This window comes from Stenotrophomonas sp. STK16_22 (genome assembly GCF_051984505.1).
Taxonomy (GTDB): Bacteria; Pseudomonadota; Gammaproteobacteria; order Xanthomonadales; family Xanthomonadaceae; genus Stenotrophomonas; species Stenotrophomonas maltophilia_A.
The window spans coordinates 956,108-980,980 of the sequence record NZ_CP196972.1 but is presented as its reverse complement, the minus strand read 5'-3'; the positions used below and the strand labels follow the sequence as shown (position 1 = coordinate 980,980).

Sequence of the window (24,873 nt, the reverse complement as noted above, 5' to 3'; positions counted from 1 at the left end):
CCTTTCGGCAGCCCTTTTTCTTTAAATCTGGCGGAGAGGGGGGGATTCGAACCCCCGAGGCGCTATAAACGCCTGCCTGATTTCGAGTCAGGTACATTCAACCACTCTGCCACCTCTCCGGGTGGTCCCCGGCGGACCGGGGACGCGCATCATACGAGGAAGTGAGGCCGACGACAAGTCATTCCGGCCAACGAAGTGAAAATTTCCTGAGCACACGCCTTGCCGGATGCGCGCAGCCACCCGATGATGCCTGTCTCCCCAGCAACACCCCGCCCCAGCGCCCATGATCGAATTCGGACACCTCACCCACCCCGGCATGCGCCGCGAGCTCAACGAGGACACCTACTACGGTGACAGTGAGCTGGCCCTGTGGCTGGTGGCCGACGGCATGGGCGGGCACGCCTGCGGTGAAGTGGCCAGCGCGCTGGCGCGCGAGACCATCGTGCGCGAGATCCGCCGCGGCGCACCGCTGGCGCAGGCCATCCGCACCGCCGACGAAGAGATCATCCGTGCCTCGCGCCGGCGCAACGACACGTTGCCGATGGGCACCACCGTGGTCGCCGCACGGGTACAGGGCAACCGCTATGAAGTGGCATGGGTCGGCGACAGCCGTGCCTACCTGTGGCGCGACGGACAGCTGGCCCAGCTCAGCCAGGACCACAGCGTGGTGCAGGAGCTGGTCGCGCAGGGCAACCTGACCGCCGAACAGGCGCGTGCGCATCCGCACCGCAACGTGGTCACCCAGGCGCTGGGCGTGACCGATCCGGCGCATCTGAACGTGGCCACCACCAGCGGCGAACTGCGCCCGGGCATGCAGCTGTTGCTGTGCAGTGACGGCCTGACCGAGGAAGTGGACAACCGCAGCATCGCGCGCACCCTCGCCTTCGAGGATGCCAGCGCACAGGAATGCGTGGACACGCTGGTCGCCGCCGCGCTCGATGGCGGCGGCCGCGACAACATCAGCGTGATCCTGGTGCGCTGCCACTAACCGGTAGATCCACGCCATGCGTGGATGCGACGCTGCCGGCCAGCGGCCGGCACTACTCCACTCCAGGCATTACGCGCTGGCGGGCTCTTCCACCTTCGGGCCATCCCACAGCGCGTGGCCAGCCTTCTTGCGCAGCCGCTCCAGTCGCGCCGCATGCGCTTCCAGCTCCGACGGCGTGGCCACCACGCGCGGGCGCGGCAGCAGCTTGCTGGTATCGAAGGCCTGCAGCGCCGCACCGGCAGCGCCGCCATCGTCATCGCCCAGACCGAAGCCGATTTCTTCCTGGCCCGAGGTCAGCGCGATATAGACGTCGCCCAGGATCTGCGCATCGAGCAGGCCGCCATGCAGCGCACGGTGCGAGTTGTCCACGCCCAGCCGCTTGCACAGCGCATCCAGCGAATTGCGCTGGCCCGGGAAGCGCTCGCGCGCCATCACCAGGGTATCGATCACGGTGCAGCGGTCGGTGATCTTCCCGTACTGTGGCCCCAGCAGCGACAGCTCGTTGTCGAGGAAGCCGAGGTCGAACGCCGCGTTGTGGATGATCAGCTCGGCGCCATCGATGAAGGCCAGGAACTCGTCGGCGATCTGCGCGAAGTCCGGCTTGTCATCGAGGAACTCCAGGGTCAGGCCGGTGACTTCCTGCGCGCCCTGTTCGAACTCGCAGTCCGGCTTGATGTACTGGTGATAGTTGTTGCCGGTCGGGCGGCGCTTGAACAGCTCCACGCAGCCGATTTCGACGATGCGGTTGCCCTTCTTCCACTCCAGGCCGGTGGTTTCGGTATCGAGGATGATCTGACGCATGGGCTCAGTTTACCGGGCTGGCGTCGCGGATCTGGATCGCCGCGTTGCGGGCCAGCGTATCCACCCGCTCATTGTCCGGGTCGCCGGAGTGACCCTTCACCCAGCGCCAATCGATCTGATGCCGCAGCGTGGCCGCCTGCAGGCGCTCCCACAGCTCGCGGTTCTTTACCGGATCGCCGCCAGCGGTCTTCCAGTTCTTGCGGATCCAGCCCGGCATCCACTGGGTCAGACCCTGCCGCACATACTGCGAATCGGTATAGAGCACGATGTTGCACGGCTCGGTCAGCGACTCCAGCCCGGAAATGGCCGCCATCAGCTCCATCCGGTTGTTGGTGGTGTGCGCCTCGCCACCGCTCAGTTCGCGCTCGTGGCCCTTGTAGCGCAGCAGCGCAGCCCAGCCGCCGGGGCCGGGATTGCCAAGGCAGGAACCGTCGGTGTGGATTTCGATGGTTTTCAATACAACTCCAGAATCAGGTAGCTACGGTGCCGTGCCAGCGCACCGGCAGCGGTTTCGGCCCAGGCAGGGCCAGCGTGCGTTTTTCCGCATGGAACAGGCAGGCCGCGCGCAGCGGTGCCCAACCTCCGGGACGACGGCTGCCCGCACCGCGCCAGAGCGGGCCCAGGTAACGCATATCGTTGCATTCCAGCCCATGACGGCCGAGCAGCAGGCGGATCCGCTGCGGCGTGCGCACCACCAGCCCATGCTGGCGCCAGCGCGTGCGATACGGACTGAACGGATTGAGGCTGCTCAGCCACAAATGGCCGCCCGGCATCAATACGCGCTCGCACTCGTCGAGCAGCAGGTCGGCATCGCCGGTGGTGACATGCTGCAGCACGATCGCATTGACGCTTTCATTGGCCAGCGGCAGCGGCAGCGCACAACGGGTGTCGCCGGCATAGCCCTGCCCCTGCCGGAACAGGCGCAGACCGCGTCCGCCCAACTGTGCATCGTCCAGCCAGGCCGCACTTGGTGCGATCCACAGCCAGGGCTGCGCCGGCAGCACCGACAGCTGCGGCAGCAGCAATTGCCGCTCCAGCACACGCAAGGCCTCCGCCGGTTCGCTGTCGAACCACGGGGTCTGGCTCGCTTGACGGGTGCTCTGCAGCGCGGGCATGGTCCAATTCTATGCGACTGACTGCCCTGCCCGCATTTGCGGATAACTACATCTGGACGCTGATCGACAACGAGGGCGCTGCCGTGGTCGTCGACCCCGGCGATGCCGCGCCAGTGCTCGCACTGGCCGATCAGGGCATGCGCGTGGACACGATCCTGCTCACCCATCACCACGACGACCACATCGGTGGCGTGCCGGCATTGCAGGCGCGTTTCCCCGGCGTACGGGTCATCGCGCCGGTCGAGGAACGCATTCCCACGGCCACCGAGCGGGTCGGCGAAGGTGAACGCGTTCAGGCACTGGGCCGGACGTTCCACGTACTATCCGTGCCCGGGCATACCCGCAGCCACATCGCGTTTCACACTGCTGAACATCTTTTCAGCGGAGATTCGTTGTTCAGCCTGGGCTGTGGACGCCTGTTCGAAGGTACGCCGTCCCAGCTGCTGGCGTCGATGCGCAAGCTGGGTGCCCTGCCCGCGCAACTGCTGCTTTGTTGCGCTCATGAGTACACCGTGTCAAATGCCGTCTTCGCGCGGCATGTCGACCCCGCCAACGCTGCCTTGTGGCAGCGCCAAGAGGAGGCTTTGGCCATGCGCCGCGATGACCGTTCCACCCTGCCGGTAACCCTGGCCAACGAATTCGACTGCAATCCCTTCCTGCGTGTGCACGCTGCACCGATCCGTGCGTCGGTGTCGGCACACCTGGGCCGTGACGTCGTGGACGACGTCGACGTGATGGCCGGTCTCCGGCATTGGAAAGACGGCTTCCGCGCATGATGCGCCGAAGTCTGCCGCTGGCCCTGGGCCTTGCCCTGGGGCTGGCCGGAACCGCGGGCGCACAGTCGCTGGGCGCCGGCATCAGCCAGAACCTGACCGCCGCTGCGGCGCTGCCGCTGGATCCGTCCGCGCTGCCTGCGCCCTCGGTGCGCAATGGCCAGGAGATCTTCACCAGCTTCCGCGACGGCCTGGCCGAGCCCAGCTGCGATGCCGAGGCTACCAGCCCGCGCTGGCAGAAGCAGTTCGCCCACGCCCCCTCGCGCCTGGCCAACCAGGATGACGATGCGCTGGTGCTGTTCGGCTATGTGGTCGAAGAGCTGCGCAAGGCGAACCTGCCCACCGAATTCGCGCTGATCCCATTCGTGGAAAGCGGCTATCGGCCCAATGCCCGCAACGGCAGCGGCCCGACCGGCCTGTGGCAGTTCATCGCCACCACGGCGCGCAACCACCGCGTACCCATGGCCAACGGCTACGACGGCCGCCTGTCGGCGGTTGATTCCACCCAGGCCGCGGTGCGCTACCTGAAAACCCTGCACGGCATGTTCGGCGGCGACTGGCGACTGGCCACCATGGCCTACAACGCCGGCGAGTACCGGGTGCTGCAGTCCATGCGCAAGGCCGGCATGAACGCGCAGAATGCCAAGCCGGCAGCCCTGCCGGGGCTGTCGCCGGTTACCCATGCCTATGTCGAGAAGCTGCATGCCCTGGCCTGCGTGCTGGAAGACGTGGAGGACCAGCCTCGCGTGATGGCCTCGCTGGACCGCACCGTGCCGGTGTTGAAGGACCACACCCTGCCGGCCGGCACCAGCGTCCAGCAGTGGGCCGCACAGCGCGCCCTGGACCCCGCCAGGATCGCCCGCCTCAACCCGGCCCTGGCCGCCGGCAACCGCGCCTCCGGAACCACTCGGGTCCTGGCCCCGGTCTCGGCCGCCAATGCGACGGTGACGGAAGCCGCGACCACGCTGGTGGCCAGCACCGCACCGGTTGCCACGACCACACCGACGCCGCAGATGGCCAAGACCGTGGCCGCGATCGCCGACCGCCCGCGCAGCCGCCGCCACACCGTGCGTGATGGCGAGTCGGCCTGGACCATCGCCCGCCGCTACGGCATGCCGGTAAAGGCCCTGCTGTCGCTGAACGGCCTGAGTGGCAGCAGCGTGCTTAAGCCCGGCGCAGTGCTGCGCGTCGAGGACTGACGCGCTCCAACCCCGCTGTATCTGCTCTTTGTAGAGTCGAGCGATGCTCGACTGCATCTGCACGACTCTACAAAAGGCGGTCGAGCAAGCTCGACCACTACCAAAGCTCAAGCGCGCCACAGACGACGCGAAGGTGACTCGTCCTGCCATAGGTTGACACCGATGGGTGGATGGTCCGGCCGCCGTCAGGCGGCCAAAGACGCCCGATGCATCGCATCGGGCGTCTGCATTTTAAGGGACAGGTGGGGGCGCTCAGCGTTGTAGATGTCTACGGCCTCAGCCACCATCTGGCGGGCTTGCCCCAGGTCCCGTGGGCGATGAAGCAGGAACTCGCACTTGAGGATCCCGTTGACTCGCTCTGCCAGAGCGTTCTGATAGCAGTCGTAGCCGTCGGTCATCGAGCAGGTCAGGCCGTGCCGCGCATGGATCTTCTGGTAGTAATCCGAGCAGTACTGGATTCCACGATCAGAGTGATGGATCAGCTTCTGCGGTGTCTTTCTCCCTTTCAGCGCCATCTCCAGCGCCTGAGCTACCTGCTCTGTCTGTAGCGTTTCATGCACGCTCCAGCCCACGATCTTGCGCGACCAGGCATCGGTGACCAGGCTCAGATACACGAACTTCCCCTGCGTCGGCAGATAGGTGATGTCCGCCACCCACACCTGCTCGCTACCGGTTGGTATTACGCATCCTTGGCCAGGTTTGAGCAGATTCGGATGCCTGCGAAAGCGATGATGGCTGTCGGTAGTCTTGTGATAAGCCCGACGTTTCGGTACCAGCAGGCGCGCTTCCCGAAGTACGTCAAACAACCGGTCACGCCCCATGGTGATTCCCGCCGCCTGCAGCTTCGGTCCGATCAAATGGTGCAACTTGCGCGTCCCGATCCGTGGCTGCCGCACGCGGCAATCGCTCACCAGCGCCAGTGCTTTGGTCTCGCTGGCGCGTCGTCGTTGATGCCGGCACCCCGCTTGATAGAACGCCTGTCGACTGATGCCGAAATGGCGGCAAGCCCTTGCCACGCTTACGCCTTTGAGGCGCCCTTGCGTGAGGACTTGCCTGAAGGCTTTTTTACGATGCGCACCCCGTAATCCTCTTTGAGGACATCCACGATGGCTTCGAAAAGCTGTGCTTTCTCGTTGGCCTCCCGCAACTGGACCTGCAGGGCCTTGATCTGTTGTTCCGGCGTCAGCGGCGTGGCCGGTCCACTTTTGGGAGAAGTCGTCATGGGGGCAGATGATGCACCACCTGACCAATCTTGCCGACCATGGCGGCGAAGCCACTTCAGAACCGTGCTGCTACCTTGGATACCGTATCGCTCCTGAGCCTTCTTATAGGTCAGTTCTCCACGCTCGACCTGATCGACCACGGACAACTTGAAGGCCAGCGAGTAATCCCGCTGACTGCGCCTGATTGTTGATTTCATTGAACATTCCTTTTCCAGAGGGAAAAGGTGTCAACCCAATTCAGGACGGGTCAAGGCATAAAAAAAGGCCCGGCATTGCCGGGCCTTCTTCGATCCTGCCCCGCCGCGAGGCTTACAGGTTCTCTTCGGTGGTCTGGATCACGAACTTCCTGCGCATCGCCTCGACGTAGGCCTTGGCTGCGGCCATGCCGTCGATCTGGCTCAGCTGATCCTTGAGCTGCTTCTGCTGCTCGGCGGTCACTTCCTTGATGTCGCCCGGGTTGACCTTGTTCACGGCGAACAGCAGCGCGTGGCCGTTGACGTCGACCTTGCCGTAGCTCGGCTTGCCTTCCGCCGGCACCGGCGCACTGAAGATCGCGCGGTTGATTTCCGGGGTCGGCACCGGCTGGCTGCGCGGCAGGCCCGGCATCGGGCTCAGCTGCAGCTTCTCGCTGGCGGCCAGCGACTGCAGGGTGGCGCCCGCCTTCAGCTTGGCCAGCACGGCGTCGGCGGCCTTGTCGCTGGCCTGGCGCTGGCGGTCGGCGCGGATCGCGGCGATCACCTGTTCACGCGCCTTGTCCAGCGGCGTTGCCTGTTCCGGGGTATGCGCGGCAACGCGGATGACCACGCTGTGGTTGGTGGCACCGCCCAGGGCGATCGGGTCGCTGGCAGTACCATCCTGCACCAGCACTTCGGAGAAGGCGGCGCGCAGCACGGCCGGATCAGTGGCAATACCGCTGGCGGTGGCACGGGTGATCGGGCCCAGGGTCTGCAGCGGCAGGTTCACTTCCTTGGCCGCAGCAGCCAGATCACTCGGGCTCTTGTTGATGGCATCGACCAGGTGGCCGGCCAGCTCGTTGAAGCCGCGCTCGCCGTCGGCCTTCAGCTGCTCGGCGGCCAGCGTGTCACGCACTTCCTCGAACGACTTGCCTTCGCCGCCACGCACCGCGGCGACCTTGATGACGTGGTAGCCGAAGTCGGTCTTGACCGGGCCGATCACGTCACCCGCCTTGGCGGCGAACAGGGCGTCTTCGAACGGCTTGACCATCGCGCCACGCTCGACCCAGCCCAGATCACCGCCCTGGTCCTTCGAACCCGGGTCTTCCGAATTGGCCTTGGCCAGTGCAGCGAAGTCGGCACCCGCCGCCTTGGCTTCGGTGGCGATCTTGTTCGCCTTGGCTTCGGCACCGTCACCGGTGATCAGGATGTGCGCGGCCTGGCGCTGTTCCGGCGAAGTGAACTTCGCCTTCTCGTCCTCAAAGCGCTTGCGCAGGGTCGCTTCGTCGGCCGCGGTCGGTGCCGGCAGGTTGGCGCCATTGATCTCGACGTATTCCAGCGACACGCTTTCGGCCTGGCGGAAATCCTTGCCGTGGCTGTCGTACCACTGCTTGATCTGCTCATCGGTGACCGGCGCGGTATCGGCCGGAACCTCCGGCAGCGCGGCCAGTTCGACGTCGCGGGTCTCACCCAGCAGCTTCAGCAGGCGCTCGGTCTCGGACTGGGTAACGAAGCCCGAGTTCTGCAGGCCCGACGGAATCACCGACTGCTGCAGGCTCTCACGCACCAGCTCCTGGAACTGGGTCGGCGTGCGCGGCGGATTGCCACCGGCCAGAGCCAGGCGGTAGTTGTTCTCGTTGAACTTGCCGTTCGAATCGAGGAAGGCCGGGATGGTGGCGATGTACTCGCGCACCGCGCCATCGCCGATCACGACACCGGCCTGCTCGCCGACCAGGCGCACGACCTGTTCGTCGATCAGCTGATCGAGCACGGCCAGCTTGTTTTCGGTGCTTTCAAACGCGCGCGGGTCGAAATTCTCGCCCTGCTGCTGGCGCTCACGCATGCGCTCCTGCTCGAAGCGGGTGCGGAAATCCTGCGCGCTGATCTCATGATGCTGCCACAGCATGCGCACCGGCCACCACGACGGTGCCGAACGCCACCAAGTCGGCGGCGCGGAAACCTTGGCCACGTTCTGTGCGCCAACGCCACCGAGGTAGCTGTTGTCGATCACGAACAGGAACGGAATCATCAGCAGCCCCAGGATCACGGTGACGATCCAGCCTGAGGTCTTGTCGCGGAGTTTCTGCAGCATGGTGAGGAATCACAAGGCCTGATTGGCGAGCCCGGCAGTGTAACCCGCTTCGTCGCAGGGACCAAAAGCAGCGCCGGCGCGGCCTGCGCCGATCTCCGCGGACCTGTGCCGTCAGCACCTCGGCAGGCCTGCTGCCGCAGGGCACAAAGAAAAAGCCCCCGGCTTGCGCCGAGGGCTTTTAAAGTTGGCGGAGCGGACGGGACTCGAACCCGCGACCTCCGGCGTGACAGGCCAGCATTCTAACCAGCTGAACTACCGCTCCGCGCTGAAACTTTGCAGGCGCCCAGTATATCCGAAGACTCCCTGGAAACCCAGCCCGATGAACACTTTTTTCAAAGTTTTTTCACAGGGACTTAAGAATTCTGCAATGGCGGAGCGGACGGGACTCGAACCCGCGACCTCCGGCGTGACAGGCCAGCATTCTAACCAGCTGAACTACCGCTCCGTTCTTGCAAAAACCTTTTCGCCTTCCTTCCGAACCTGTCGGTGAGAAGACAAGGCCCCCAGCTTTAGGCCGGGGGCCTCGATGTAGTGGCGGAGCGGACGGGACTCGAACCCGCGACCTCCGGCGTGACAGGCCAGCATTCTAACCAGCTGAACTACCGCTCCGCATTGTTGCTATTTCCTGTTTTCCCACCGGCCTGGACCGGGGAGAAAACAAAGCCTCCAGCTTTTGGCCGGAGGCCTCGTTGAATGGCGGAGCGGACGGGACTCGAACCCGCGACCTCCGGCGTGACAGGCCAGCATTCTAACCAGCTGAACTACCGCTCCACACTCAAACTTTTACCGCGGTGCTGTGGTGGGTGCTGAGGGTTTCGAACCCCCGACCCTCTCCGTGTAAAGGAGACGCTCTACCGCTGAGCTAAGCACCCCAGCGAGCCGCTTAGTTTACAGCATCCTTCAGGGCCTTGCCAGCCTTGAACGACGGATTCTTCGAAGCAGCGATCTTGATGGTGTCGCCGGTCTTCGGGTTGCGGCCGGTGCGCGCAGCACGGTCGCGGACCTGGAAGGTACCGAAGCCAACCAGGGTGACCGCATCGCCGTCCTTCAGCGCCTTGGTGACGGCAGCAACGACGGCATCGACAGCGCGGCTGGACTCGGCCTTGGTCAGGTCGGCAGCTTCAGCAACGGCATCGATCAATTCGGTCTTGTTCATTCTCTACAACTCCTTTGGCGGTGGGTTCCGCTTATTCGACAGGGAAGCAACCGCACGCCTTCTGCATGCGGCCGCCATGTGGAAACGGTTCGCCGATTCAGTCATCGCTGACAGCGATCACTCATTCGCGAGTGCTGCTTTTATACCAGTGGCCCTACCCCCACGCAAGCTGGAAAGCCAGCAACGACGCGGGTTTCGGGCCATCGGACAGCGCGCGTCAATGCTTGACGCGCGCGCTTCCACTCGGTTTGGCCTTGCTGCGCACCGTGACACGCTGCGCACTCTTGCGCGCCTTCTTCGGTGCCAGCGGGCGCTCCAGCGCCAGGTCCAGGACTTCTTCGATGTACTTCACCGGCACGATCTCCAGATCGCGGGTGACGTTGGCCGGAATATCTGCAAGGTCCTTGCGGTTCTCTTCCGGAATGATGACCGTGCGGATACCACCGCGCAGTGCGGCCAGCAGTTTCTCCTTCAAGCCACCGATGGCGGTGACACGACCACGCAGGGTGATCTCACCGGTCATCGCCACGTCGGCACGCACCGGCACCTTGGTCAGCATCGACACCAGCGAGGTGACCATTGCCGCACCGGCACTCGGTCCGTCCTTCGGCGTGGCACCATCGGGCACGTGCAGGTGCACGTCGTGCTTCTGCAGGAAGTCGCTGTCGATGCCAAAGCCCACGGCGCGCGAACGCACCACCGACAACGCCGCCGACGCCGATTCCTTCATCACGTTGCCGAGCTGGCCGGTCAGGATCAGCTGGCCCTTGCCCGGCACCAGCGTCGATTCGATCTGCAGCAGATCGCCACCGACTTCGGTCCACGCCAGGCCGGTGACCAGGCCGATCTCGTTCTCTTCCTCGGCGCGGCCGAAATCGAAGCGACGCACACCCAGGTACTTGTCCAGGTTCTTGCTGGACACGCTCACCAGCGCCTTGGACTTCTTCGCGCCCTTCTTCGCCTTCACCGGCTGCGGACCGGCCAGCGCGATCTCCTTCACCACCTTGCGGCAGATCTTGGCGATCTCGCGTTCCAGGTTGCGCACGCCCGATTCGCGCGTGTAGTAGCGCACGATGTCCTGGATCGCATCGCTGCCGATCTCCAGCTCTTCCGGCTGCAGGCCGTTGGCCTTGATCTGCTTCGGCACCAGGTAGCGGGTGGCGATGTTGAGCTTCTCGTCCTCGGTGTAGCCGGGGATGCGGATCACTTCCATGCGGTCCAGCAGCGGGCCGGGAATATTGAGCGAGTTCGAGGTGGCCACGAACATCACTTCGGACAGGTCCAGGTCCACTTCCAGGTAGTGGTCGTTGAACGCGTTGTTCTGCTCCGGGTCGAGCACTTCCAGCAGCGCCGACGACGGATCGCCACGGAAGTCCATCGACATCTTGTCGATCTCGTCGAGCACGAACAGCGGGTTCTTGCTGCCGACCTTGTTGAGGTTCTGCACGATGCGGCCCGGCATCGAACCAACGTAGGTACGACGGTGGCCACGGATCTCGGCTTCATCGCGAACGCCGCCCAGCGACATGCGCACGAACTTGCGGTTGGTAGCCTTGGCGATGGACTGGCCGAGCGAGGTCTTGCCCACGCCCGGCGGCCCGACCAGGCACAGGATCGGGCCCTTCATCTGCTTCACGCGCGACTGCACCGCCAGGTATTCAAGGATGCGCTCCTTGACCTTCTCCAGGCCGTAGTGGTCGGCGTCGAGGGTGTCCTGTGCGGCCTTCAGGTCCTTGCGCACCTTGCTGCGCTTCTTCCACGGCACGCCCAGCAACCACTCCAGGTAGTTGCGCACGACGGCCGCTTCAGCCGACATCGGCGACATCTGCTTGAGCTTGTTCAGTTCATTGCGTGCCTTGGCTTCAACCGCCTTCGGCATGCCGGCTTCGGCGATCTTGCGGGCCAGCTCTTCCAGCTCGCCCGGTGCATCGTCCAGGTCACCCAGTTCCTTCTGGATGGCCTTCATCTGCTCGTTGAGGTAGTACTCGCGCTGGCTCTTCTCCATCTGCGACTTCACGCGGCCGCGGATGCGCTTTTCCATCTGCTGCACGTCGATCTCGCCATCGACCAGGCCGACCAGCATCTCCAGGCGGTCACCGACGGCCAGCGTTTCCAGCAGGCGCTGCTTGTCGGCCAGGCGCACGCTGATGTGCGCAGCGATGGTGTCGGCCAGGCGGGCCGGCTCATCGATGCCCGACAACGTCTGCAGCAGCTCCGGCGGCAGCTTGCGATTGGTCTTCACGTACTGCTCGAACAGCGACATCAGCGAGCGGGCGATCGCCTCCACCTCGCGTGCTTCGCGCTCGTCGGTGGCGTCGATCTCCACGGCCTGGCCGTGCAGCGAACCGTTACGCTCGTCGACGTGGGTGACCTGCACGCGCGACAGGCCTTCGACCAGCACCTTGATGGTGCCGTCGGGCAGCTTCAGCAACTGCAGCACCTGCGCCAGCGTACCGACCTGATAGAGGTCGGCCGCATGCGGGTCGTCGGTCTCGGCCGACTTCTGCGCCAGCAGCAGGATGCGCTTGTCCGCCTCCATTGCCTGTTCGAGCGCGTGCATGGACTTGTCACGGCCGACGAACAGCGGGATGACCATGTGCGGGAACACCACTACGTCGCGCAGCGGCAGGACCGGCAGGTCGAGGGTTTCACTTGGGGAACGGGCCATGGGGGCTCCAGGGAAGGGGGAAAACCGCCTCCGGGAGGGCATCTTCCGGAGACAAAAAAAGCCGATGGCCCCGTTATGGGGCCATCGGCTTTCAGATGCAAGGCATTCCTTGAAAATCCTTTCCAATCAACAACCTGGAAGGATCACTCGGCGCCTGCGGCCTTCTGTTCAGGGGCCGCTGGGGACTGGTAGATCAGGTACGGCTCGGACTTGTGCTCGATCACCGACTCGTCCACCACCACCTTGCTGACGTTTTCCTGCGACGGCAGGTCGTACATGGTGTCCAGCAGGACCGATTCGACGATGGTACGCAGGCCGCGGGCACCGGTCTTGCGCTTGAGCGCCTTGCGGGCAATGGCCGACAACGCGTCCGGGCGGAACTCCAGCTCGACGTTCTCCATCTCGAACAGCTTCTTGAACTGCTTGGTGATGGCGTTCTTCGGCTCGGTCAGGATCTTGATCAGGGCCGGCTCATCCAGCTCCTCCAGGGTCGCCACCACCGGCAGGCGGCCGACGAACTCGGGAATCAGGCCGAACTTGATCAGGTCTTCCGGCTCGACTTCGGCCAGCACCTTGCCCACTTCCTGCTTGCGCTCGCTGCTCTTCACCTTGGCGCCGAAGCCGATGCTGCCGACGTCGGTGGAACGGGCCTGGATCACCTTGTCCAGCCCGGCGAACGCGCCGCCGCAGATGAACAGGATGTTCTTGGTGTCCACCTGCAGGAATTCCTGCTGCGGGTGCTTGCGGCCGCCCTGCGGCGGAACGCTGGCCACGGTGCCTTCGATCAGCTTCAGCAGGGCCTGCTGCACGCCTTCGCCGGACACATCGCGGGTGATCGACGGGTTCTCGCTCTTGCGCGAGATCTTGTCGATTTCATCGATGTAGACGATGCCCTGCTGCGCCTTCTCGACGTCGTAGTCGCACTTCTGCAGCAGCTTCTGGATGATGTTCTCCACGTCCTCGCCCACGTAACCGGCTTCGGTCAGCGTGGTGGCGTCGGCCATGGTGAACGGCACGTTGAGAAGGCGGGCCAGGGTCTCGGCCAGCAGGGTCTTGCCCGAACCGGTCGGGCCGACCAGCAGGATGTTCGACTTCGCCAGTTCGACGTCGTCGTTCTTCTGCCGGCTCTCGATGCGCTTGTAGTGGTTGTACACGGCCACGGCCAGCGTGCGCTTGGCGCGGTTCTGGCCGATCACGTACTGGTCGAGGACCTCGAGGATCTCGCGCGGCTTGGGCAGCGAACTGCGCGCCGACTGCGCCTTTTCCTCAAGTTCCTCACGGATGATGTCGTTGCACAGCTCCACGCACTCATCGCAGATGAATACGCTCGGACCCGCAATCAGCTTGCGCACTTCATGCTGGCTCTTGCCGCAGAAAGAGCAGTAGAGGATCTTGCCGGTGTCCGTGGAACGACCTTGGCGGTCTTCGCTCATGCTTCGCTTACCCAGTTACCCCACCCGCTGAACGGGGGTTCGATTCGAGAATAGCACAGGGCCGAGGGGACACCAGTCCCGCCCGACCCTGCAGGAACGGGGCCTCCCTGGCCCCGTGATGGCCGGTCAGCCGGCCTGGATCGACTCGTCCGGACGACGCTCCAGGACCTGGTCGACCAGACCATAGGCCTGCGCCTCGAAGGCGCTCTTGAAGTTGTCGCGCTCGGTGTCGCGGGCGATCGTCTCCAGCGACTGGCCGGTGTGCTTGGCCAGCACCTCGTTCAGGCGCGAACGCAGGGTCAGGATCTCACGCGCGTGGATGTCGATGTCGGTGGCCTGGCCCTGGTAGCCACCCAGCGGCTGGTGGATCATCACGCGCGAGTTCGGCAGCGCATAGCGCTTGCCAGCTTCGCCCGCGGCCAGCAGCAGGGCGCCCATCGAGGCGGCCTGGCCGATGCAGGTGGTGCTCACATTCGGCTTGATGTACTGCATGGTGTCGTAGATCGCCATGCCGGCGGTGACCACGCCACCCGGCGAGTTGATGTAGATGTTGATGTCCTTTTCCGGGTTCTCCGACTCCAGGAACAGCAACTGCGCCACCACCACGTTGGCCATGTGATCGTCGATCGGGCCCACGAGGAAGATCAGGCGCTCCTTCAACAGGCGCGAATAGATGTCGTAGGCACGCTCGCCGCGGCTGGTCTGCTCGACCACCATCGGAACCAGGTTCAGGGCTTTGGTTCGGTTGTCCATTACGTGAGGTACCTATCTTGGGGGGCAACAACCCCGCGCCGGCAAAGGCGCGGGGCATCCGGTGATCCGCCCGGGCTTACTGGCGGATCGCGTCCTGGAACGACAGCTTCTCTTCGGTGTGCTGGGCACGCTCGGCGATCCAGTCGATCACCTGCTCTTCCATCACACGGTTCTGCAGGCCAGACATCAGCTGGGGGTCGTTGCGGTACATCTCAATGACCTGTTCCGGCTCTTCGTAGGTCGAAGCGATCAGACGCATCGTTTCGTTCAGGCGCTTGGCTTCCAGGCGCAGGTCGTTGATGCGGGCCACTTCACCGACCAGCAGGCCGACCAGCACGCGCTTGGCGGCCGCTTCCTTGAAGCCTTCGTGGGCATCGGCCGGGATCTCGCCGACGTTCTGGCCGTTGCGGCGGATCTGCTCGACCTGCTGGGCCAGCATGGCGCGGGCTTCGTTCTCGACCAGGCGCGGCGGCATTTCCACCGACGAGTAGGCGGCGATCAGCTGCTCGCCCACTTCGCGGCGCAGGCGGTTCATCAGAGCGCCCTTCAGCTCGCGCTCCAGGTTGGCGCGGATGTCGCTGCGGAACTGCTCGACGTCGCCGCCCTTCACGCCGAAGCTCTTGATGAAGGCTTCGTCGACCGCCGGCACGACCGGCTCGGACACTTCGGCGACCTTGACGGTCACCTGCACGGTCTTGCCGGCCAGCACCGGCACGCGCCAGTCAGCCGGGAACTCGACGTCCAGGGTCTTTTCTTCGCCCTTGGCCAGGCCGACCAGGCCCTTTTCGATGGTGTCGAACATCATGCCCTGGCCGAGCACGATCGAACCCTTCTCGGTGCCCTCGGCCGGCAGGCGCTCTTCGCCGGCCTGCGACCAGGTTTCCACCGCGACCAGGTCACCGTCCTGCGCGCCACGGCTGACCGGGGCCCAGGTACGACGCTGGTTCTGCAGGTTCTCGATCATCTGATCGATGTCGGCGTCGGTGATCTCGGCGCTGTGGCGCACGACGGTCAGCTTGCTGACGTCGATGTCGCCGAAGTCCGGCACCACTTCCACGGTGGCCACGAAGGAGAATTCACCCTCGTCGCCCTTGTCGATGCGCGGGCTGCCGACGATGCGCAGGTCGTGCTCACGCACGGCGGCATCGAAGGTTTCGCGCAGCAGGCCGTCCAGCGCCTCGCCACGGACCTGCGCGCCGAAGCGCTGCTCGATCACCTTGGCCGGCACCTTGCCCGGACGGAAACCCTTGATGCGGGTGGTACGGGCGATTTCGCCCAGGCGGCCGACGATGTGGCTCTGCAGACGCTCTTCCGGCAGCGAGAAGCTCAGGCGGCGTTCCAGGTTGCCGGTGGATTCGATCGAAGCTTGCATGTTGACTCCTGCCACCGGTGGCCCACGCCCCCGGCTCGATGATTGGGATGAAACGGTTGTAAGGACACGACGTCTGGGACGCGCCTGCTTGCCGCAGCCCTTTAGTTTCGCCCAATTCGGCCTGCACTGCCAGCGCGTGCCGGTCAAGGGGGCGCAGATGGCCCGATCAGGGCGGGGACAGGCCGGCACTGGTGCGAAAGGGGGGACTCGAACCCCCACGCCTTGCGGCACTGGAACCTAAATCCAGGGCGTCTACCAATTCCGCCACTTTCGCGTGGCCGGCTCAGGCGTTCATTGTCGCAGGCGGGGGCTGGAAGCGGAAGGCCTGCACAAAACTGAATCTGCAGCGATGCGCGCGGCCCCTGCATCGCTGCCGTCCCGGCGGGCGCACCACCCGCCAGGACGACTGCGGCTTACTGCTGCGGTACAGCGCGGGCCGGTGCCATGCCTGCATGTTCGGCGGGCGCCTCCCCCTTGCGGATCTCCACGCCCCCGTCATCGGTACGGCGCAGAGCCACCGACTCCGGCATGGCCTTGCGCACATCCACCGAACCGTCCGCATTGCGCTGCACATCCACCGCGTCAGGCAGGACCTCCGCTTCCGCAGGCTGAGCTGGCTGCATCTGCATGGCGTCACCCACCGGGCGCGCCGGAGTGCTCTCCGTGCCCGCATCGCGTTCAACGGTCTTCGCGGGACCATTGGCTGGTGCGCAGGCCGCCAGCGCCATCAACGCGAAGGGAACCCACAGCGTGCGGTGCAATCGATTGATATCAGCCATCAACATCTTCCTTCGTGCATGCGCCATCGGCGCGGAAGATCCATTGGGTGCGATGCGGGACGCGATGCGGTGAGAAGCAGCGCACAGCATTGAAAACACTGATGACGCGTATGTCCCTGATTTCAGCATCGCTTCAGTAGATTCACGCCATGCGCCGTTTCAGTCGATGAAATGCCACCCGGCGCGCAGACAAGAAAAAAGCCACTTGGCGAACCAAGTGGCTTTCGTCTGGTGGGCTGTCAAGGATTCGAACCTTGGACCTATTGATTAAGAGTCAACTGCTCTACCAACTGAGCTAACAGCCCGAAATCGGGGCGCGAATTATGACCCGATCCGCTCGGTGGGTGCAAGCACTTTTTTCAACATCGTTGAAACCAGCACTGCGGTCCCGCTGCATTGCAGATCCACGGCCAAGCGGGGCTCTGCAACCCGTCATCCATCGAAACGATGGGAGTCACACTTATAAGAAAAAAGCCACCTGGGATACCAGGTGGCTTCTGTCTTGGTGGGCCGTCAAGGATTCGAACCTTGGACCTATTGATTAAGAGTCAACTGCTCTACCAACTGAGCTAACGGCCCGTAAAACTCAGACGCACATTGTAGCGTGCTTTCTGTTTATTGCAATACCGTTTCGGCTGCGCCGATGCGGTTGAATCAGTGGGGTGGCTGAGGGGATTCGAACCCCCGACCACCGGAATCACAATCCGGTACTCTAACCAACTGAGCTACAGCCACCACTGAAACTTTCGCTCCACCGCCGATGAGGCTGACGCTGGACCTTGATGCTTTGCTAGCGGGTGGAACCAGAAGTCCGTCCCCCGAAGCGAGTCCGGCATTTTCCGGGAGTCGCGAAGGAATTGCAAGCACTTCTTCACATTGATGTGCAGGGGCCGGAACAGGAGATCAGGGCTGCTCCGCCTGGATCACGCGCACGGTGTCCCCATGCTCATCCAGGAATGACAGCGTGGCCTCCCCCTTCGGCGTGACCTGCAACTGCAGGCGCGGCCGGCCCGCTCCGTCGAGCAACTGAAGCATCGCATTGCGCGACTGCGTCCTGCCAGGAAACACACGACGGGTAATCGCTTGCACACCCTGCGCGTGCAAGCACTCATCTTCGGCCGAGAACATCGGCCGCAGCTGTCCATCGGCGACATCGTTTCGATCACGTCGAACGACACACTGCGTTGGGCCGTCGCCCCCATCAGCAGGCCAATCAACGCCAGCCGGGTGACACCGCCGCAGTACAGGGTAGGTCGCCGTTGGTGCCTGCGCAGTTGATGCACTTCGGCCAGCACCTGCTCCACATCTCCCGCGTCTTTCGAAACCGCATTTCATGCCGAGCACCAGAAGGTGCGTGCCGCACGCACCGAAGGTCAGGCGCTGGCAAACAGCTCATCCGTCGTCGGACGCGCTGCCGAGATCGTGAACTTTAAGTGAATGGATCATGAATGGATCTGGAACGGCAATGGGGGAGATCCATTCATACAACGTTAGCTGCAGGACATGGAACGCAGGGCGCGCGTTTGCAACCATGCCGGTTCCTGCAATGAAGGTGAGATCAATAGATGAGCAAGCGGCTAATCGGATTCGTCGCGCTGGCAGCCGTGCTGGCAGTGGCAGCCGTTGCAATGTCCGGCTACCGGCAGCAGGCAACTGCGGATGCCACGGCAGAGGAATCCGGGAAGAGTGGCAGCCTCGATGAACGGCCTGACCAGGGAAGGCAGCTTCCGGCGTCAGGTGCGGCGGCCGCGCAAAGGCTTGAGCGGGACAACAAGATCCCGCCGGGCTCGTACAAGGCCGTGGGCCCCAAGGCCTACGAAATCGTAAGAGGCAATGAGTTCCGGCCTCCCGGTGACGCGCTTGCCCACGTCAAGCAACTGATGCTGCGCTCCGAATCCGGAGATGCCACGGCAACCTACGAAATCTATCGAACCATCGAGCAATGCCAGACCTTCATCTCGGATCGCGCTGACAAGCTGGCGGATTCGGCCACCACGGTCGGGGCCGGCAACTGGTTCCTGGAGCGGTCGGAACGAATCCTCAAAGAGTGTGAGTCGCTGGCTCTGGATCAGGACATCTATCACGCCGATTGGCTTTCGAAGGCCGCCGCCATGGGCTCGCAGGAAGCGATGCGCGCCTACTCGCGATCGCCGGAGAAAGTCATCGGTTCGCTTGATGACGCAATCCGTGATCCCGCGGCGCTCGAGGCGTGGAAGGACACCGCCACCGGATATCTGCGCGAACTGGAATCACAAGGGAACGTCAATGTCATCAGCGACATGGCGATGGCCTACACCTATGGCGGCATCGTTCCTGCGGATCCCGTTGCGGCCCTGGCGTACACCCGCGTCCTCAACCGGCTGGACCCACGTTTTGCCACCACCAATGACATTGCCAACCATGAGAAAAACCTGAGCAGCCAAGAGAAAGAGAAAGCCCGCATTTCATCGAACGAAATCTTCAAGAACTGTTGCATCCCACGATAAGGACCTATTGTGAAAGCTAGACTGATTGGGATTATCCCTTCGCTTGGTAGAAACTCCATTCCCGCCATTGCAGGCGTGCTGCTGTTCATGGCGGCCGGGAGCCTTCAAGCGAAAAAGCTTCCTGGCGTCATCAACTGCACCGCCGGATGCACGCTGACAACCCCGTATCCCGATCCGGTGACCAACCAGCAGCTTTCCCAAGAGGTCCAGAAGCTCAATGACGGCCGGACCACGGTCTGGACTGCCCAGACGCGCGTCCAGACCGGCGATGTCCTGACCGTCTGTAACGGTATTTCCTGCGTCAACTACACGTGGCGAGGTGCAGGTTTCGACTCCGGCGAAGTGATTTCGACCGTCCTCCCGCCCAACTCCCGCGGCGGTGGTGGTGGCGGCGGCGGTGGCGGCGGTGGTGGCGGCGGCAGCGGCCCGATCAGCGGCGGCTGCCACGGCAACTGCGGCGGTGGCGGCAAGGTGCGGGTGGGCGAACTGGAACAGATGTGATCCATCCGGGGTGCACTCGACCAGAGTGCACCCATCGCGACCATCGCGACATGGAAAAGGCCAGCGCATAGCGCTGGCCTTTTTTCGTTGCCGGGCGCATTGCCCCATCCCAGGCGGCGCTGCTCAAGCACCTGCGGAGTGAGCCGATCGTCGCCAGATGCCGGTCAACCGCAACCTGCATGACATCACGCCGTGCGACTGCACCCCATACAAAGGGTATCTTTCATCGAAAAATAGGAAGGTGGAATGCTCGCCACCCAGGATTGCGCAACCATCGAATGGGAACCGGTGTTCACGGGCGTGAGCGCATAAATCATTGATTCCAATGGCGCGCCCGACAGGAATCGAACCTGTAACCGCCGGCTTAGAAGGCCGGTGCTCTATCCAGTTGAGCTACGGGCGCCCGAACCGGAACGGTGTCCAATCCGACGTGATGTGGGATTGGTCGGGGTAGAGGGATTCGAACCCCCGACATCCTGCTCCCAAAGCAGGCGCGCTACCAGACTGCGCTATACCCCGGTCTTGCAATCCCCTCGGGCCATGCCCGGGGAGCTGGTCATTGTCGCCAAGCGCATTGGGAACTGTCAACGCAGGATGCGTAGATCCGGCACCTGCCACAACGCCGAAAGCAGTCATCGGCTATGCTCACGCCCATCGGCCGGATGGCCGTCCTGACCCTCATTCGCACGGAGAACGCGTATGCGCAGCGGCAACCCGGCTCTTTCCGAGTCCACCTTCCTCGACCTCGCCAGTGGCTCGGTGGTGACCAGCCCCGACCAGGCCATGACCCTCAACGGCACCGTCAACAAGACCGGTTTCCTGCTGCTGTTGACCGTACTGACGGCCGCTTTCGCCTGGAACCAGACCATCGATGACTACGGCCAGGTCATGGCTGGAGCCAAGCTGTATGCCATGGGCGGCGCCATCGGCGGCCTGGTGCTGGCGCTGATCACCGTGTTCAAGAAGGAGTGGTCGCCGGTCACCGCACCGATGTACGCGCTGGTGGAAGGCCTGTTCCTGGGCGCCATCTCGGCCGTGTTCAACGCCAAGTTCCCGGGCATCGTGTTCCAGGCGGTGCTGCTGACCTTTGGCACCCTGTTCGCGCTGCTGTTCGCGTACCGCAGCGGCCTGATCAAGGCCACCGAGAACTTCAAGATGGGCGTGGTCGCCGCCACTGGCGGCATCGCCCTGCTCTACCTCGCCTCGTTCGTGCTGGGCTTCTTCAACATCGACGTGCCGGTGATCCACGACTCCGGCTGGCTGGGCATTGCTTTCAGCCTGTTCGTGGTGGTCGTGGCCGCGCTGAACCTGGTGCTGGATTTCGACTTCATCGAAACCGGTGTCGCCCAGCGTGCACCGAAGTACATGGAGTGGTATGGCGCATTCGGCCTGATGGTGACCCTGGTCTGGCTGTATGTTGAATTCCTGCGCCTGCTGTCGAAGATCCAGCAGCGCTGAGCCGAAACATGCCGTAGACGACAAAGGGCGCCCTTCGTGGCGCCCTTTTTCGTTCTTCTGACCCGTCCTGAATTGGGTTGACACCTTTTCCCTCTGGAAAAGGAATGTTCAATGAAATCAACAATCAGGCGCAGTCAGCGGGATTACTCGCTGGCCTTCAAGTTGTCCGTGGTCGATCAGGTCGAGCGTGGAGAACTGACCTATAAGAAGGCTCAGGAGCGATACGGTATCCAAGGTAGCAGCACGGTTCTGAAGTGGCTTCGCCGCCATGGTCGGCAAGATTGGTCAGGTGGTGCATCATCTGCCCCCATGACGACTTCTCCCAAAAGTGGACCGGCCACGCCGCTGACGCCGGAACAACAGATCAAGGCCCTGCAGGTCCAGTTGCGGGAGGCCAACGAGAAAGCACAGCTTTTCGAAGCCATCGTGGATGTCCTCAAAGAGGATTACGGGGTGCGCATCGTAAAAAAGCCTTCAGGCAAGTCCTCACGCAAGGGCGCCTCAAAGGCGTAAGCGTGGCAAGGGCTTGCCGCCATTTCGGCATCAGTCGACAGGCGTTCTATCAAGCGGGGTGCCGGCATCAACGACGACGCGCCAGCGAGACCAAAGCACTGGCGCTGGTGAGCGATTGCCGCGTGCGGCAGCCACGGATCGGGACGCGCAAGTTGCACCATTTGATCGGACCGAAGCTGCAGGCGGCGGGAATCACCATGGGGCGTGACCGGTTGTTTGACGTACTTCGGGAAGCGCGCCTGCTGGTACCGAAACGTCGGGCTTATCACAAGACTACCGACAGCCATCATCGCTTTCGCAGGCATCCGAATCTGCTCAAACCTGGCCAAGGATGCGTAATACCAACCGGTAGCGAGCAGGTGTGGGTGGCGGACATCACCTATCTGCCGACGCAGGGGAAGTTCGTGTATCTGAGCCTGGTCACCGATGCCTGGTCGCGCAAGATCGTGGGCTGGAGCGTGCATGAAACGCTACAGACAGAGCAGGTAGCTCAGGCGCTGGAGATGGCGCTGAAAGGGAGAAAGACACCGCAGAAGCTGATCCATCACTCTGATCGTGGAATCCAGTACTGCTCGGATTACTACCAGAAGATCCATGCGCGGCACGGCCTGACCTGCTCGATGACCGACGGCTACGACTGCTATCAGAACGCTCTGGCAGAGCGAGTCAACGGGATCCTCAAGTGCGAGTTCCTGCTTCATCGCCCACGGGACCTGGGGCAAGCCCGCCAGATGGTGGCTGAGGCCGTAGACATCTACAACGCTGAGCGCCCCCACCTGTCCCTTAAAATGCAGACGCCCGATGCGATGCATCGGGCGTCTTTGGCCGCCTGACGGCGGCCGGACCATCCACCCATCGGTGTCAACCTATGGCAGGACGAGTCATTCCCTCAGCGCGCCAGCAGTACCGGCAGCGACGACGCCAGCAACGCGATGCCTGACGCGGTCAGCAGGCCCAGCACGACCTGCCGGAAGCGTGCCTCGCTGATGCCGATGTAGACCCGCGCGCCCAGCAGGGTCGGCACCAGCATGGCCGGTGCCACGATGGCGAAGTACGGCAACATCTGCCGGCTCACCAGGCCGCTGCCGACATAGGTGGCCATTGTCACCGCCAGCATCGCCAGGTTGAAGTTCTGGATGACCGCGCGCTGCTCGTCCTTGCCGAAGCCTCGCAGGGTGCTCCACAACGTCGGCACCGGCCCGGCAAAGCCGCCGATGCCACTGAGCACGCCACCGGCCATGCCAGCAATCGCATCACCGATACGGCCGCCGACTCGGACCGGAGGCAACGAGCGCGCCATCAGCATCACCGGGCACCACAGCGCCAGGAAGCCACCCAGCAGCGCCTTGAACCAGTCCATGTCCAGCCGTGGCAGCACCGTCACGCCCAGCGGAATGCCGGCCAGCCCACCCAGCACGAACGGCAGCAGCAGGCGCAGGTTGAAACCGCGGCGCACGGTGAACACTGCGACCAGCTGCCCGACCAGCGCACCAAACACCGAAAGCGTCGCCGCCAGCCGCGGCTCCAGTCCCCACGCCCAGAACGACATCGCCACCATGCCGAAGGCGAAGCCGGACAGACCCTGCACGAATCCGGCGACGATCGCGCCCAGCGCGACCAGCAGATACACCGACTCCATCACCACCTCGGTTGCTGCCGCGCGACTACCCCGCCGCGCCCACCTGTGCAGCGTAGTGCGCCGCAAGGTGCTCGACCAGCGCACGCACCTTCGGCGCCAGCGCCCGCGCGTGCGGATACAGCGCGAAGTAGCGCCGCTGTCCGGCGTGCCAGGCGGGCAGCACACGGATCAGGCGGCCGGCACGCAGGTCCTCCTGCACGGTCAGCGCAGTGAACAGGCTGATGCCCATGCCAGCCAACGCAGCGGCATACAACGCTGGCGTCGCATCCACCCGCAGGCGCTGCCCCGACTCGATGCTCGCGGCGGCACCGCGTGGTCCCTGCAGCTGCCAGGGCGACATCGCCGCTGTGGGACTGAAACCCAGCAGCGTGTGCTGTGCGAGGTCCGAAGCCTGCCGGGGCAGACCGTGCCGCGCCAGATAGGCCGGTGCGGCGACCAGGATGCGTGGGCAGCTGGCCAGCTCGCGCGCGACCAGCTGGCTGTCCGGCAAGGAAGGCGCGATGCGCAGCGCCAGGTCGAAGCCGCCCCCGACCACATCAACCAGCTGGTCGTCGGCGGAAAGATCCAGCGTGACCTGTGGATAGCGCTGCAGGAACGACGGCAACCAATGCGGCAGCTCCTGGCTGGCGACCACCTGCGGCACGCTGATCCGCACGGTGCCGCTGGGCTGTGCCTGCCCTGCGCGTGCGCGGTCATCCGCCTCCTGCAGGCGATCCAGCAGCGCTGCCGCCTCGCGGTAGTAGTCGCGACCGGCTTCGGTCAGTGACAGCCGGCGGCTGTTGCGATCGAGCAGTCGAACCTGCAGATGTTCTTCCAGCTGCCGCAGTTGCCGTGACATCGCCGAATGGGTGGTACCCAGTCGTTCGGCGGCGGCGGTGAAACTGCCTGCATCGACGATGGCGCGCAGCGCACGCAGGGCGGCGAAATGGTCCATCGGCGGGCGGCTCCAGGTGGCGGGGCCCGCGGCGTGCGGGCCCCGTCAGCTTATCAAGCGCCGTCGCCGGCCTTGCGCACCGGCAGTGCCAGGATCGCGTCAGTCGCCATGACATCGCCGAAGGTGTCCTCAATCTGCGCCAGCGAGGCGTCATGCAGCGCGCGATGACCGATGCGCTGGCCTCCGGCAAGATCCAGATCACGGCTGGCAGTTGCATCGGACGACACGATGACGCGGTAGCCACGCGGTGCCGCTGCGGCATCGCGGGCGGCACCTGCCACGCAGGCATGGGTCTGCAGGCCGGTGACGATCAGGGTGTCGATGCCGGCATCCTTCAGCACCTGGTCGAGCACTGCGGCCGAGTCACCGGCGAACACGCTGACGTTGTCCTTCTGCACCACGGTCTCGCCCTTGCGCGGCTGCAGGTCGCGATGGAAGGCGGCATTGACGCTGCCTTGCGCGAACAGCGGCGCACCCGCCGGCAACACGTGCTGTACATGGATCACGCGGATGCCGTGGGCATCGGCGAACTCGACCATCCGCTTCGCCTGCCGCAGTGCGGCCACGCCATCGGGGATGACCATTCGGCCACCGGCGAAGCCCGGCGCAGCGCTGCCGTCGAAGTATTCGTTCTGGAAGTCGATCACCAGCACGGCGGTCTTCGCCGCATCCAGCGAAGCCACAACGGGTGCGCCAGCCATGTGGCGGATGGTGGGATGGGCCGGTTCGGCAGCGGTGACGGGGGTAACGGTGGCCATGCCGATCAGGCTGGCCAGACCAAAGGCGGTGAGGTTCATGTTCAAGCTCCTGTGCGGTG

Annotated in this window: 22 protein-coding genes and 12 tRNA genes; 7 read left to right on the top strand and 27 right to left on the bottom strand. The window is 64.0% G+C overall.

What is annotated here, in order from left to right:
• Positions 1 to 28: 28 nt before the first annotated feature.
• Positions 29 to 119, bottom strand: a tRNA-Ser gene (locus tag ACSYAO_RS04480).
• Between the two features lie 164 nt (positions 120 to 283).
• Here ACSYAO_RS04480 and ACSYAO_RS04475 point away from each other — a divergent pair.
• A complete protein-coding gene (locus ACSYAO_RS04475) occupies positions 284 to 988 on the top strand; it encodes a PP2C family protein-serine/threonine phosphatase (RefSeq protein ID WP_262220702.1) in 705 nt (234 codons plus the stop codon).
• Between the two features lie 69 nt (positions 989 to 1,057).
• Here ACSYAO_RS04475 and dnaQ read toward each other — a convergent pair whose 3' ends face one another.
• Genes dnaQ through ACSYAO_RS04460 form a run of 3 tightly spaced genes read right to left on the bottom strand, consistent with a single transcriptional unit; the run spans position 1,058 to position 2,904 of the window.
• Positions 1,058 to 1,789, bottom strand: coding sequence for a DNA polymerase III subunit epsilon (dnaQ, locus tag ACSYAO_RS04470; protein ID WP_032129327.1), 732 nt, complete (start codon positions 1,787 to 1,789; stop codon positions 1,058 to 1,060).
• A 4-nt stretch (positions 1,790 to 1,793) separates the two neighbouring features.
• Complete coding sequence (rnhA, locus tag ACSYAO_RS04465) at positions 1,794 to 2,246, bottom strand: ribonuclease HI (RefSeq protein ID WP_032129326.1); 453 nt, start codon at positions 2,244 to 2,246, stop codon at positions 1,794 to 1,796.
• Between the two features lie 13 nt (positions 2,247 to 2,259).
• Positions 2,260 to 2,904 carry a hypothetical protein gene (locus ACSYAO_RS04460; protein WP_049463321.1) on the bottom strand — a complete coding sequence of 215 codons (645 nt, stop codon included), beginning with the start codon at positions 2,902 to 2,904 and terminating at the stop codon, positions 2,260 to 2,262.
• An 11-nt stretch (positions 2,905 to 2,915) separates the two neighbouring features.
• On the opposite strand from ACSYAO_RS04460, the gene gloB reads away from it, so the two are divergent.
• The gene (gloB, locus tag ACSYAO_RS04455; protein ID WP_049463320.1) at positions 2,916 to 3,680 is read left to right on the top strand and encodes a hydroxyacylglutathione hydrolase; all 765 of its coding nucleotides are present in this window, start codon (positions 2,916 to 2,918) and stop codon (positions 3,678 to 3,680) included.
• Positions 3,677 to 4,876: a lytic transglycosylase domain-containing protein gene (locus tag ACSYAO_RS04450; RefSeq protein WP_049463741.1), complete on the top strand. Its 1,200-nt coding sequence runs from the start codon at positions 3,677 to 3,679 to the stop codon at positions 4,874 to 4,876. The genes gloB and ACSYAO_RS04450 overlap by 4 nt, the downstream gene beginning before the upstream one ends.
• Positions 4,877 to 5,061: 185 nt before the next feature.
• Here ACSYAO_RS04450 and ACSYAO_RS04445 read toward each other — a convergent pair.
• From ACSYAO_RS04445 to ACSYAO_RS04360, 18 genes are all read right to left on the bottom strand, one after another.
• Positions 5,062 to 6,296 (bottom strand): IS3 family transposase gene (locus ACSYAO_RS04445; protein ID WP_223224739.1). Its coding sequence is split into 2 segments (ribosomal slippage): positions 5,062 to 5,945 and positions 5,945 to 6,296, totalling 1,236 coding nucleotides; the frame shifts between segments, so codons are not numbered across the junction.
• A 112-nt stretch (positions 6,297 to 6,408) separates the two neighbouring features.
• The gene (locus tag ACSYAO_RS04440) at positions 6,409 to 8,364 is read right to left on the bottom strand and encodes a peptidyl-prolyl cis-trans isomerase (RefSeq protein WP_049461399.1); all 1,956 of its coding nucleotides are present in this window, start codon (positions 8,362 to 8,364) and stop codon (positions 6,409 to 6,411) included.
• Positions 8,365 to 8,549: 185 nt separating this feature from the next.
• A tRNA-Asp gene (locus tag ACSYAO_RS04435) sits at positions 8,550 to 8,626 on the bottom strand.
• Between the two features lie 106 nt (positions 8,627 to 8,732).
• Positions 8,733 to 8,809 (bottom strand) — tRNA-Asp (locus ACSYAO_RS04430).
• A gap of 87 nt (positions 8,810 to 8,896) precedes the next feature.
• Positions 8,897 to 8,973 (bottom strand) — tRNA-Asp (locus ACSYAO_RS04425).
• A gap of 85 nt (positions 8,974 to 9,058) precedes the next feature.
• Positions 9,059 to 9,135: transfer RNA gene (locus tag ACSYAO_RS04420), tRNA-Asp, on the bottom strand.
• A gap of 26 nt (positions 9,136 to 9,161) precedes the next feature.
• Positions 9,162 to 9,236, bottom strand: a tRNA-Val gene (locus ACSYAO_RS04415).
• Positions 9,237 to 9,247: 11 nt separating this feature from the next.
• On the bottom strand, positions 9,248 to 9,520 hold the full coding sequence (locus tag ACSYAO_RS04410; RefSeq protein WP_004146343.1) for an HU family DNA-binding protein: 273 nt from the start codon (positions 9,518 to 9,520) through the stop codon (positions 9,248 to 9,250).
• Positions 9,521 to 9,737: 217 nt separating this feature from the next.
• Complete coding sequence (lon, locus tag ACSYAO_RS04405) at positions 9,738 to 12,188, bottom strand: endopeptidase La (protein WP_049422624.1); 2,451 nt, start codon at positions 12,186 to 12,188, stop codon at positions 9,738 to 9,740.
• 143 nt (positions 12,189 to 12,331) lie between these two features.
• Positions 12,332 to 13,621, bottom strand: coding sequence for an ATP-dependent Clp protease ATP-binding subunit ClpX (gene clpX, locus ACSYAO_RS04400; RefSeq protein ID WP_049463494.1), 1,290 nt, complete (start codon positions 13,619 to 13,621; stop codon positions 12,332 to 12,334).
• A 126-nt stretch (positions 13,622 to 13,747) separates the two neighbouring features.
• Positions 13,748 to 14,374 carry an ATP-dependent Clp endopeptidase proteolytic subunit ClpP gene (gene clpP, locus ACSYAO_RS04395; RefSeq protein WP_004146318.1) on the bottom strand — a complete coding sequence of 209 codons (627 nt, stop codon included), beginning with the start codon at positions 14,372 to 14,374 and terminating at the stop codon, positions 13,748 to 13,750.
• Positions 14,375 to 14,450: 76 nt separating this feature from the next.
• A complete protein-coding gene (gene tig, locus ACSYAO_RS04390) occupies positions 14,451 to 15,746 on the bottom strand; it encodes a trigger factor (protein WP_049400909.1) in 1,296 nt (431 codons plus the stop codon).
• Between the two features lie 189 nt (positions 15,747 to 15,935).
• Positions 15,936 to 16,020: transfer RNA gene (locus tag ACSYAO_RS04385), tRNA-Leu, on the bottom strand.
• 139 nt (positions 16,021 to 16,159) lie between these two features.
• Positions 16,160 to 16,525: a hypothetical protein gene (locus ACSYAO_RS04380; RefSeq protein WP_049463492.1), complete on the bottom strand. Its 366-nt coding sequence runs from the start codon at positions 16,523 to 16,525 to the stop codon at positions 16,160 to 16,162.
• Between the two features lie 229 nt (positions 16,526 to 16,754).
• Positions 16,755 to 16,830, bottom strand: a tRNA-Lys gene (locus ACSYAO_RS04375).
• A gap of 198 nt (positions 16,831 to 17,028) precedes the next feature.
• A tRNA-Lys gene (locus tag ACSYAO_RS04370) sits at positions 17,029 to 17,104 on the bottom strand.
• A 79-nt stretch (positions 17,105 to 17,183) separates the two neighbouring features.
• Positions 17,184 to 17,260, bottom strand: a tRNA-His gene (locus tag ACSYAO_RS04365).
• Between the two features lie 168 nt (positions 17,261 to 17,428).
• Positions 17,429 to 17,653: a hypothetical protein gene (locus ACSYAO_RS04360; protein WP_049461432.1), complete on the bottom strand. Its 225-nt coding sequence runs from the start codon at positions 17,651 to 17,653 to the stop codon at positions 17,429 to 17,431.
• Between the two features lie 437 nt (positions 17,654 to 18,090).
• Between ACSYAO_RS04360 and ACSYAO_RS04355 the strand changes: the two genes are divergently transcribed.
• On the top strand, positions 18,091 to 19,011 hold the full coding sequence (locus ACSYAO_RS04355) for a hypothetical protein (protein ID WP_032129316.1): 921 nt from the start codon (positions 18,091 to 18,093) through the stop codon (positions 19,009 to 19,011).
• Between the two features lie 9 nt (positions 19,012 to 19,020).
• A complete protein-coding gene (locus ACSYAO_RS04350; protein WP_162292252.1) occupies positions 19,021 to 19,512 on the top strand; it encodes a hypothetical protein in 492 nt (163 codons plus the stop codon).
• Between the two features lie 326 nt (positions 19,513 to 19,838).
• Here the strand turns inward: ACSYAO_RS04350 and ACSYAO_RS04345 are convergent.
• A tRNA-Arg gene (locus ACSYAO_RS04345) sits at positions 19,839 to 19,915 on the bottom strand.
• Between the two features lie 39 nt (positions 19,916 to 19,954).
• A tRNA-Pro gene (locus tag ACSYAO_RS04340) sits at positions 19,955 to 20,031 on the bottom strand.
• Positions 20,032 to 20,211: 180 nt separating this feature from the next.
• Between ACSYAO_RS04340 and ACSYAO_RS04335 the strand changes: the two genes are divergently transcribed.
• Together ACSYAO_RS04335 and ACSYAO_RS04330 are read left to right on the top strand one after the other, a co-directional pair.
• Positions 20,212 to 20,970, top strand: a complete 759-nt coding sequence (locus ACSYAO_RS04335) for a Bax inhibitor-1/YccA family protein (protein WP_049461430.1) — start codon at positions 20,212 to 20,214, stop codon at positions 20,968 to 20,970.
• Positions 20,971 to 21,081: 111 nt separating this feature from the next.
• Positions 21,082 to 22,316, top strand: a protein-coding gene (locus ACSYAO_RS04330; RefSeq protein ID WP_223224739.1) for an IS3 family transposase whose coding sequence is annotated in 2 segments (ribosomal slippage) — positions 21,082 to 21,433 and positions 21,433 to 22,316 — 1,236 coding nt in all. Because the reading frame shifts where the segments join, the coding sequence is not laid out codon by codon here.
• A 56-nt stretch (positions 22,317 to 22,372) separates the two neighbouring features.
• Here ACSYAO_RS04330 and ACSYAO_RS04325 read toward each other — a convergent pair.
• The 3 genes from ACSYAO_RS04325 to ACSYAO_RS04315 are packed head-to-tail and all read right to left on the bottom strand — an operon-like array spanning position 22,373 to position 24,853.
• Positions 22,373 to 23,122, bottom strand: a complete 750-nt coding sequence (locus ACSYAO_RS04325; RefSeq protein ID WP_032129085.1) for a sulfite exporter TauE/SafE family protein — start codon at positions 23,120 to 23,122, stop codon at positions 22,373 to 22,375.
• A gap of 25 nt (positions 23,123 to 23,147) precedes the next feature.
• Positions 23,148 to 24,056, bottom strand: coding sequence for a LysR family transcriptional regulator (locus tag ACSYAO_RS04320; protein WP_049462836.1), 909 nt, complete (start codon positions 24,054 to 24,056; stop codon positions 23,148 to 23,150).
• Positions 24,057 to 24,109: 53 nt separating this feature from the next.
• Positions 24,110 to 24,853, bottom strand: coding sequence for a cysteine hydrolase family protein (locus ACSYAO_RS04315; RefSeq protein WP_049462835.1), 744 nt, complete (start codon positions 24,851 to 24,853; stop codon positions 24,110 to 24,112).
• Positions 24,854 to 24,873 lie beyond the last annotated feature (20 nt).

Coding starts and splice junctions, on each gene's coding strand:
- ACSYAO_RS04475 (WP_262220702.1), top strand. CDS start 284: ATGATCGAATTCGGACACCTCACCCACCCCGGCATGCGCCGCGAGCTC.
- dnaQ (WP_032129327.1), bottom strand. CDS start 1,789: ATGCGTCAGATCATCCTCGATACCGAAACCACCGGCCTGGAGTGGAAG.
- ACSYAO_RS04460 (WP_049463321.1), bottom strand. CDS start 2,904: ATGCCCGCGCTGCAGAGCACCCGTCAAGCGAGCCAGACCCCGTGGTTC.
- gloB (WP_049463320.1), top strand. CDS start 2,916: ATGCGACTGACTGCCCTGCCCGCATTTGCGGATAACTACATCTGGACG.
- ACSYAO_RS04450 (WP_049463741.1), top strand. CDS start 3,677: ATGATGCGCCGAAGTCTGCCGCTGGCCCTGGGCCTTGCCCTGGGGCTG.
- ACSYAO_RS04440 (WP_049461399.1), bottom strand. CDS start 8,364: ATGCTGCAGAAACTCCGCGACAAGACCTCAGGCTGGATCGTCACCGTG.
- ACSYAO_RS04410 (WP_004146343.1), bottom strand. CDS start 9,520: ATGAACAAGACCGAATTGATCGATGCCGTTGCTGAAGCTGCCGACCTG.
- lon (WP_049422624.1), bottom strand. CDS start 12,188: ATGGCCCGTTCCCCAAGTGAAACCCTCGACCTGCCGGTCCTGCCGCTG.
- clpX (WP_049463494.1), bottom strand. CDS start 13,621: ATGAGCGAAGACCGCCAAGGTCGTTCCACGGACACCGGCAAGATCCTC.
- clpP (WP_004146318.1), bottom strand. CDS start 14,374: ATGGACAACCGAACCAAAGCCCTGAACCTGGTTCCGATGGTGGTCGAG.
- tig (WP_049400909.1), bottom strand. CDS start 15,746: ATGCAAGCTTCGATCGAATCCACCGGCAACCTGGAACGCCGCCTGAGC.
- ACSYAO_RS04380 (WP_049463492.1), bottom strand. CDS start 16,525: ATGGCTGATATCAATCGATTGCACCGCACGCTGTGGGTTCCCTTCGCG.
- ACSYAO_RS04360 (WP_049461432.1), bottom strand. CDS start 17,653: ATGTTCTCGGCCGAAGATGAGTGCTTGCACGCGCAGGGTGTGCAAGCG.
- ACSYAO_RS04355 (WP_032129316.1), top strand. CDS start 18,091: ATGAGCAAGCGGCTAATCGGATTCGTCGCGCTGGCAGCCGTGCTGGCA.
- ACSYAO_RS04335 (WP_049461430.1), top strand. CDS start 20,212: ATGCGCAGCGGCAACCCGGCTCTTTCCGAGTCCACCTTCCTCGACCTC.
- ACSYAO_RS04325 (WP_032129085.1), bottom strand. CDS start 23,122: ATGGAGTCGGTGTATCTGCTGGTCGCGCTGGGCGCGATCGTCGCCGGA.
- ACSYAO_RS04320 (WP_049462836.1), bottom strand. CDS start 24,056: ATGGACCATTTCGCCGCCCTGCGTGCGCTGCGCGCCATCGTCGATGCA.
- ACSYAO_RS04315 (WP_049462835.1), bottom strand. CDS start 24,853: ATGAACCTCACCGCCTTTGGTCTGGCCAGCCTGATCGGCATGGCCACC.